The 6,514-nt window shown below is 38.2% G+C and carries 7 protein-coding genes; all 7 read left to right on the top strand.

The annotated features are described in order from the left end of the window. The first annotated feature begins 114 nt into the window (after positions 1–114). The 7 genes from ADA42_RS13175 (at position 115) to ADA42_RS13205 (ending at position 6,393) form a co-directional block, all read left to right on the top strand. Positions 115–510 carry a hypothetical protein gene (locus ADA42_RS13175; RefSeq protein WP_048765677.1) on the top strand — a complete coding sequence of 132 codons (396 nt, stop codon included), beginning with the start codon at positions 115–117 and terminating at the stop codon, positions 508–510. Further along, positions 510–866: a hypothetical protein gene (locus ADA42_RS13180; RefSeq protein ID WP_048765679.1), complete on the top strand. Its 357-nt coding sequence runs from the start codon at positions 510–512 to the stop codon at positions 864–866. Before ADA42_RS13175 ends, ADA42_RS13180 begins: the two co-directional genes overlap by 1 nt. Positions 867–929: 63 nt before the next feature. Further along, the gene (locus tag ADA42_RS13185; protein ID WP_048765681.1) at positions 930–4,619 is read left to right on the top strand and encodes a transglycosylase SLT domain-containing protein; all 3,690 of its coding nucleotides are present in this window, start codon (positions 930–932) and stop codon (positions 4,617–4,619) included. A gap of 61 nt (positions 4,620–4,680) precedes the next feature. Then, entirely contained in the window at positions 4,681–4,953 is a 273-nt protein-coding gene (locus ADA42_RS13190; RefSeq protein WP_048765682.1) for a hypothetical protein, read from the top strand. Positions 4,954–5,013: 60 nt separating this feature from the next. Next, entirely contained in the window at positions 5,014–5,337 is a 324-nt protein-coding gene (locus ADA42_RS13195; protein WP_048765683.1) for a hypothetical protein, read from the top strand. 168 nt (positions 5,338–5,505) lie between these two features. Beyond that, the gene (locus ADA42_RS13200) at positions 5,506–5,850 is read left to right on the top strand and encodes a phage tail protein (RefSeq protein ID WP_048765684.1); all 345 of its coding nucleotides are present in this window, start codon (positions 5,506–5,508) and stop codon (positions 5,848–5,850) included. 57 nt (positions 5,851–5,907) lie between these two features. Continuing rightward, positions 5,908–6,393 carry a hypothetical protein gene (locus ADA42_RS13205; protein WP_048765687.1) on the top strand — a complete coding sequence of 162 codons (486 nt, stop codon included), beginning with the start codon at positions 5,908–5,910 and terminating at the stop codon, positions 6,391–6,393. Positions 6,394–6,514: the final 121 nt, after the last annotated feature.

Genomic DNA, 6,514 nt, shown 5'->3' on the forward strand with positions numbered 1-6,514 from the left:
GCCAAAAGAAATTGAATTGTCTTTAGATGAGGCAATGGAAAAAGGACTTTAAGCTAGATTTAAGTTTTTAATTCGGATAACCTCACTGGATAATAATTCAGTGGGGTTTTAGGCATGAAAAATATCCTTGGCATTTTATTTTTGGTTTGTTGTTCTAGTAATGTTATGGCAGTTGAAATTCCTACTCAGGATTATTTAATCAATTTGCTTGATAAAAAATATGATATTGAAAAACAGGATCTTGCTTGTAAAACTCTCTCAAGCCTTAGTGGTGTTGATATGAAAGCTCGTCAGGATGGATTATCAATTGATTCAACTTATGCAAGTGTTTCTACAAGTAAAATGCCAGATGAAATTAAAGCGAAGGAGCGAGAAGTGATTTCTCAGATTTATAACTATCCAATTTTCCAAAATACAAATGATAAGAATAAAGTTATAAAAAAAATAACATATCTTTCATTTCTTGAGTGCAGGGAAAAAGGTTTAAACCAAAAATGGAATCTTATGTAATGAAAATCTTATTTATCATTTTAATGATGTTTAGTACCTTATCATTTGCAAAATCTAGTAAAACGGATTCAATAACCAAAGAGCATATGATAGAGGGTTTGTGTGGAGAAGCTGCCTTAATGGCTCAAACAACAATGCAAGCACGTCAAGGTGGAGTTACACTAACAACCTCTCTACAAAATTTGAATAATAACTTTAATGATAGCCCGAGAAAGAGCTTCTTCAAGGCGATAATCATTGATGCATATAAAGAACCACTATGGCAAACAGAAGAAAACAAGCGCAACGCAGTAACTGAGTATAGTAATAAAACTTACTTGATTTGCAATGATGCGTTTAGTAAATCACTAAAGTAGATCATATACACATAATAACCGCCTTAGTGGCGGTTTTTTAATGCCCAAAAATTGGAGAAGACCATGGCAACAGCATCATTAGGCCGCTTGACACTTGATCTTGTTGCCAAAGTAGCGGGATACACAGAGCCATTAAGCCGTGCAGAGCGTGAAACCAAAAAGTCTACTAAAGCGATTACTGATTCTTTTGACTTAGCGAGTCTAGCAGTAAAAGGTTTTGGCGTTGCACTTGGTGGGTTATCTGTTGCAAGCGTGATTGCATATAGTGAAAAAGTGATTACCGCTGGAAATGATATTCAGCGCTTTGCAAAATTAGCTAACGCATCAGTAGGTCAGTTTCAATACTATGCTAAAGGTGCTGAAACAGCAGGTATCTCACTTGAATCATTCGCCAATCAATTAAAAGACATGCAGGATCGGATCGGTGATTTTCAAGAAACAGGTGGAGGCCCATTAGCTGATTTCTTTACTAATATTGCGCCTCGAGTGGGTGTAACCATTCAGCAATTTCAAAAACTATCAGGCCCTGAAGCATTACAACTTTTCTATAACTCTTTAGAGAAGACAGGTAAATCAGCAAATGACATTACATTTTACATGGAATCGATTATTTCTGATTCCTCGTTGTTGGTTCCACTATTAGAAAAAAATGGTAAAGGATTTAAATTTTGGGGTGATGCAGCAGAAAAAGCTGGTGCAATTATGTCTAACGACATGGTAAACAGCCTTACAGAAGCTAAAAAGAATCTTCAATTAATGGATCTGCAATGGCAGGGTATTGAAGCTAGGCTTGTTAATAATGTTGTACCTGTACTGCAAGATGTTGTAGAAAACTGGGATCAAATAAAGGGTGTAACTATTGCTGTTGCCGCAGGTTTGTCTGCTCGATTAGTACCTTCTCTCATTTTGACCTCGATTCAATTAGTCCAAACCTCAATTTTTGCTGTACGTGCTGGCGTAGGTTTAATTGGATTCTCAAGATCGGTAGGAGTTGCTACTAATGCATTAACACTTTTCAAAGGTGTTGCGGCATTCTTGGGTGGTCCTGCAGGTATAGCAATGTTAGCTTTTCAAGCAGCTATTGCTGGTGGCACATACTATGCAATGACACGTAAAACGGAAGATGCTACAGATGCATTTGATACACAAGGAAAATCAATAGGTGAATTGGTTACTCATTACAATAGTTTGAGTGATGCAAAAAAACGTGCTTTTGCTTACGATGCAGCCCAAGATTTAAAATCTGATACCGAAGCATATGAAAATGCTAAAAATCAGGTAGCAGCATATGCCAGCGGTCTTGCAGAAACAGTTTTAAAACAGGGCGAATCATCCGAAAAAATTAAAGAATGGAGAGCAGAGTTTTTAAAGGGTGGAATCAGTGCTGATGAGCTGTCAAACCGCATAGGATCACTTTCGGATGTATCAGATGTATACAATGCGAATATGGTGAAATATGCAAGTTTAGCAACACAAGCTAAAACTAAAATGGATGCGCAAAAGAAGGTGACTGATTCTCTAACAGGAGTTACCGATAAAGCTTCAGATGCGCAAAAAAATATAAATAAAGTTTTAACTGATCAGGCTCGTCTACTTGGGATTATGCCTAGTCGTTGGAATGCATATACCCAGAAGCAACGTGAAAGCTTGACAAATATCCTAAGTGATAAGCAACGTGAAGAGTATATAAAAACTAATGTAGATTTAGGTTGGTCAAAGGAGAAAGCTGAATACTTTGCAGACTATCGTAACAGCGCTGGACTAGGATATGTTGGTTCAAAGCTTGATGCTGATCAAATGCGTATAGTTAATATGGGATTTAACCAGAAGAACTATAACTTCAATAAAGCTGAATTAGCAGCAATTGCTAAGGTTCAGGGAATCGCTAAAGCAAATAACTTTGCTCAAATTGAAGGCTTGTATGGTCTACCTGCTGGAACTTTAGCTGCATTAGTTCTTCAGGAGTCAGGCGGCAATCCTAACGCTGTAAGTCCTACAGGCGCTAAAGGATTATTTCAGACAACTGGTATCTATAGAGTAGGTAAAGATTTAAGCACAGTTGAAAAACAAGCAGCAGCAGCAGCGAAGTATATTAGTGAAAGTTATCAGGAATTTGGAAACTTATCTGATGCTATCACCTCATATAACTCAGGTGTTGCAGGTCTCAAAGATTACAAAAATGGTGGAAGATCACCTGAAAAACGAAAGGAAATTGCTGGATATGCGCCGGGTGTTCAACGTTGGCTTGCCGGGGTTAATGGCAAGACAAATATTGATAATTCTCTCATCATGCCTACTCAAGCAGACTTTTTGGCCCAACAAGCAATTGCAGCACAGTCAGCTAAAGAGCTTTCAGATAAGCGTAAAGATATTGACACTCAATATTATAAGGCCTCTGAAAAACTTGCTGAGGAGCACAAGGATCGAGTTGAAGCGATTAATAATGCATATGCCGGAACAAAGGATCTTAAAGATCGTTTAGCTCAAGAGTCAGCACTTTATCTTGATCAAACTACGAAACTTAGAGTTCAGCGTGAAGAAGACTATGCAAATCTAACAGCGTTTGAAACTGATCGTATCAAGCAGCTCGAAGATTATTATTCACGTCAAATTGAGTTGGCTAAAACCAATACTGAATTGAATGATAAAGAGCGTGCAAAAGAAATTTCAGCTTTGCAACGTAAGCGAGATTTTGAAATCAGTGAAGTTCACCGTGAGCAGCAAGAACAAGTTCAATCTGCGTTTGAGCTTTATCTGAACGAAACTGAAATTGTAGTTAAGCGATATCAAAGGGAGCGTGAAGAGATAATTAAAAATTATCAACTCACTAAAGATACTCGCGATAAGCTTTTACAAGCGAATCAAATGAATAGCTTCTTTGCAATGAATCAAGCATCTGACAATGTTTTTCAGGTAGGTCAAAACGCTGCACAAGCGCTATATCAACAAAATGATTCTAACGGTTATGCACGGTGGGGCCTACAAAACCAGTACTCGAGTGATTTAGGTGACTTAAACACAGCTTATAACAATCAAGTTTCTGGGATTAATTTAATCAAAGATGAAAATGATCGTAATGCACAACTTTTGGAGGCTCATGAGCAGTTTTTAAACGCTAAAAATGCGCTTGATTTGCAATATAATCAATCAGTCAAAGACCTGGCACAAAGTCAGGTAGACTCAGTTCTTAATGCATATTCTGGAATATTATCCCAAGCTGAGACAGTTTGGGGTTCCATGACAGACTTGGTAAAAGATTCTGCTGGGGAATCTAGTACAGCATACAAATTAATGTATTTTGGACAGCAGCAAATAGCTGCGGCTCAAGCAACAATAAATGCATTTTTGGCATATTCAAATGTGTTGGCTAATGCTCCATACCCATTAAATATGACTTTGGCTCCTATTGCACTCGGGTTGGGCATGGCAAATGTGGGTATGATTGAAGCGCAGGCAATCGCGGGCATGGCCCATAACGGCATAGATAATGTGCCAAAAGAGGGTACATGGTTGCTGGATGGCGGTGAACGTGTACTGAATCCAAAACAGAATCAGGACTTAACCCGATTCTTAAATGATCGCCAGAGTGCAAACAATGGAAGCATTTCAATCAAAGTTGATGTCAACGATTCAGGTGTAAGCACCTCAGGTGCCAATACACAAGATCATAAGCAGCTCGGCCAAATGATCGGTAATGCAGTTCGCGCCGTGATTCGGCAAGAACAACGGCAGGGTGGGTTGTTGAGTAAGTAATTGTCATTCTGACAAAAAATAGGGTAAAAGTTAGTTCCCAATTAACCGTTAGGAGGAAAATATGGGAACTGATGTAAACCCAGTAGCATGGGAAAATGCTGAAATTATGGCTTACGCCTTAATGAGAAATCCAAAAAGTCAAAATCTTGCAGACTTCTATTTAGAATTCACATCCTATCTTACTGAAAAACACGGACAAGCAAAAGTTAGGTCTGGAAGTGGTTTAGTATTTTTATTAGGAGATCGTGAGTACAGGTTGGATGTTGAACAAACTCCTTTTATACCAGCCTTAACTAGAATTCTTTATGAAGTATTTTACAAATATCAGTTTTAATTCAATTTAGATAGAACACGACCTCGCTATATGCGGGGTTTTGTTTTATTGGGAGTTCATATGAAAGCAATTCAGTTTATCAAAATAGACAACTATCTAACTGGCAATAATAGCTTAGATATTTGCACAGAGTTCACTGCAGAAATTGATTTTGATCAAGACTGGCGAATTGGCGGAATAGCAAAACTAAACGGCAATAATCAACAAAAACTAATCCGACTTGGTGATTGGGTTCTTGAAATTGATGGCGTCATTGTTGTACTGAATAACGAAGACTACCAGTTGCTTCAAAAGAAAAATGAACTTCTTGAAGTTGAAGCGTCAATCAAAAGTCAAGTGGATTCACATAAACATAAAATCAAAGTTGGCTTACTGTCTGCTTGATTTGGATTTTGGAGTTAATCATGAAAAGCCTGAGAAAACAAAAAAAACGCTTTAGTTTGAAAGAGCATAAGTCTCAATACAATCCAAAAAATTTGGGTTGCATGATTGGTAGCGCTGTTCGATCAATCATTCGAAATGAGAGTCGACAACGGGGAGGTTTGCTTTCAAATGAGCAACCAAAAATTTGACTGGCCAAGTGACTTGGACGGTAACTCCAACACTCAGAACTTCAATGTACTGAGTTCAAAGTTTGGCGATGGCTATGAGCAAAATATTTCAGTTGGAATCAACAATCGAAAAGGTCAGTGGGCTTACCAAAGAACGGCTCACAAAGCTGAAATTCAGTCGATTAAGGCCTTTTTCGATGAGCACAAAGGTGCAGATTCATTTCTGTGGGATTCACCGCTAGATGGCGAAGTCAGAGTTAAGACTGATTTGACATATACACCAGTCAGTCTAGGTGGCCAGATCTGGCGGATCTCAACCACGTTCACACAAGTTTTCTATCCTTAATTAAATTCAGATACTTTCAACAGCACTCAATCGAGTGCTTTTTTTGTGAGAAAAAATATGTCAAAGCAGATAATTAATATCGGCAACAGTCCGAATGATGGCAATGGTGAACCGGCACGAAGTGCGTTCAATAAAGTGAATAGTAATTTTACTGAAGTTTATGTTGCACTTGGAGCCGAAGATGGCACATTGCCCGCTGCATTACCTATCTCAAAAGGAGGTACAGGTGCCAATAACCCAGCATTGGCTAGAAGTAATTTGGGTATACAAGAAGCTGTTGGTGCATATGCTGATGTTACAAGTCAAAGAACTGGTGGAACTGTTTATACAAACTCATCAGACAAAACTAAATTTATAGCAATTATTGTGAATGTTCCTGCAAATACTTATGTCGGCATACATTTAAATTCAACCAATAATGCTTTAGCGCAAGTTTATTCAACTAGCGCGATGCAACAGTTCCCGCTGTTTGCTGCTATACCTGCGGGTTCTGGATATGCAACAAATGCAAACAACATTGCAAAATGGTTGGAGACAACATGAAATACTTTAAAAACCTTGTAAGTGAAGTCTACGCATTTGAAGAAGATGGCTCTCAAGATAAATTTATTACAAATGAATTTACAGCAATGACCGCTGAAGAAATTGATCGTCATCTGAATCC

The sequence above is a fragment of the Acinetobacter sp. 243_ASPC genome, from assembly GCF_001054715.1.
GTDB classification, from domain to species: Bacteria; Pseudomonadota; Gammaproteobacteria; order Pseudomonadales; family Moraxellaceae; genus Acinetobacter; species Acinetobacter soli.

Coding starts and splice junctions, on each gene's coding strand:
- ADA42_RS13175 (WP_048765677.1), top strand. CDS start 115: ATGAAAAATATCCTTGGCATTTTATTTTTGGTTTGTTGTTCTAGTAAT.
- ADA42_RS13180 (WP_048765679.1), top strand. CDS start 510: ATGAAAATCTTATTTATCATTTTAATGATGTTTAGTACCTTATCATTT.
- ADA42_RS13185 (WP_048765681.1), top strand. CDS start 930: ATGGCAACAGCATCATTAGGCCGCTTGACACTTGATCTTGTTGCCAAA.
- ADA42_RS13190 (WP_048765682.1), top strand. CDS start 4,681: ATGGGAACTGATGTAAACCCAGTAGCATGGGAAAATGCTGAAATTATG.
- ADA42_RS13195 (WP_048765683.1), top strand. CDS start 5,014: ATGAAAGCAATTCAGTTTATCAAAATAGACAACTATCTAACTGGCAAT.
- ADA42_RS13200 (WP_048765684.1), top strand. CDS start 5,506: ATGAGCAACCAAAAATTTGACTGGCCAAGTGACTTGGACGGTAACTCC.
- ADA42_RS13205 (WP_048765687.1), top strand. CDS start 5,908: ATGTCAAAGCAGATAATTAATATCGGCAACAGTCCGAATGATGGCAAT.